The sequence below is a fragment of the Methylobacterium sp. E-041 genome, from assembly GCF_022829665.1.
Classification (GTDB): domain Bacteria; phylum Pseudomonadota; class Alphaproteobacteria; order Rhizobiales; family Beijerinckiaceae; genus Methylobacterium.
In genome coordinates this window covers 1-1,321 of the sequence record NZ_JAKSYQ010000242.1, presented here as the reverse complement: position 1 = coordinate 1,321, position 1,321 = coordinate 1, and the positions used below count along the sequence as shown (strand labels likewise).

Below are 1,321 nucleotides of genomic sequence, written 5' to 3'. Positions count from 1 at the left end.
CCTGGCAAACGGCCTGCTGATCGCCGTGCTGGTGCGCCTTGATACCCCCGAGCACGAGGTGGGCCCGGGCTGGTTCGTGGAGGCGGCCTTCGGACGGCTCGTTGGTATCTCAGCGCCGATCTTCGCCACGCTGGAGGAGGCAACGCGATGGCTGCGACAGCACCGAAAGCCGTGACCGAGGTAGCTACGTTGCAGGCCCCCTCCGCTCGGATGCCGCAATACTGTTTCCGACGGGCCAACGAGCAATTTCGAACTCGCCGATATAAAAGCCCGAACATGTCTTTGATCTCGACGAAGCCTGCGCTGCCATGGCTAGAAAGGAGAAGCAATGCCCCACCGCTTCTCCGATTTTGCAGCTGTAATTTTGAGCATTTGGTTGGCATCAATTACGCCGGCCTATGCTCAGGATGACCCTATTACACTAGCTGATGATCCTTTCGAGGTCTCCGATCCTCATGCCACGTCGCCCGGAGAGTCGACTTTTTCCATCGGCGGGTCGTATGAACGAGCAGCGACCGGGCGTGTGCGTGGCACAGCAGGGGCGGAGAGCGAACTAAGCTATGGCGTAGCGCCGAAGCTCGATGTGAGGATCGGTCAGACGGGAGCCTACGGGAACCTCGACATCCGTCGCCGACTAGGGACGGTCAGTGCGGACGTTCCTGGGTCTACTGAGGGAGGTACCAATGCCAATCTCGGCGGGACGACGCGTCTGGGGGCGCTCTACCAGATCACGGACGAGAGGCGGGTCATGCCGATCGTCGGGCTACTTGGGCGTGTTCGTGCGCTCTACGGCCCAGGCGGTACGGCCTATGAGACCGAAGGCACCCTTCTATTCGGCAAGACTCTCAGGAGTGGGGAACTTCCGCTCGGCGTTAGCTTGAACCTTGGAGGCGTCTACCGCTTCGATCCAGCGCCTGGCGAGAGAACAACACGCACGCTATTAAATGCCTCGGTTGGACAGGCGATATCCACCGACACGGCGCTTGTTACAACCTATGCTCGGGAGCAACAGGAGCTAGGACAACCAGATTATAGTCTCGTACAGGTTGGAGCGAGGCATCGCCTAAGAAGCCAACGCGCCATCTTGGGTGTTGCCGTCGGCTTCGGGCTCAACCACAATACGCCGCAACTCCAACTTGCCGTTGCTATTCAATGGGAGTTTGGTGGCGCCCGTTAGCTCTATAATACCAATCGACGCTGAGGGTGACTCACGGGGTTTCGTTGCGTGGGCGGATCTGATTCGATGAGGCGAACCGGGAGGGTTTGCCATGTCGGCTGCGGTGGCGTTGCGGCAGGATTTCACGGCCGATGATCTGCGGAG

General features: G+C 59.7%; 1 protein-coding gene. It reads left to right on the top strand.

What is annotated here, in order from left to right:
- Positions 1-328 precede the first annotated feature (328 nt).
- Positions 329-1,177 (top strand): hypothetical protein, encoded by an 849-nt coding sequence (locus tag MKK70_RS22680; protein ID WP_243950081.1) that lies wholly within the window; start codon positions 329-331, stop codon positions 1,175-1,177.
- Positions 1,178-1,321: the final 144 nt, after the last annotated feature.

Coding starts and splice junctions, on each gene's coding strand:
- MKK70_RS22680 (WP_243950081.1), top strand. CDS start 329: ATGCCCCACCGCTTCTCCGATTTTGCAGCTGTAATTTTGAGCATTTGG.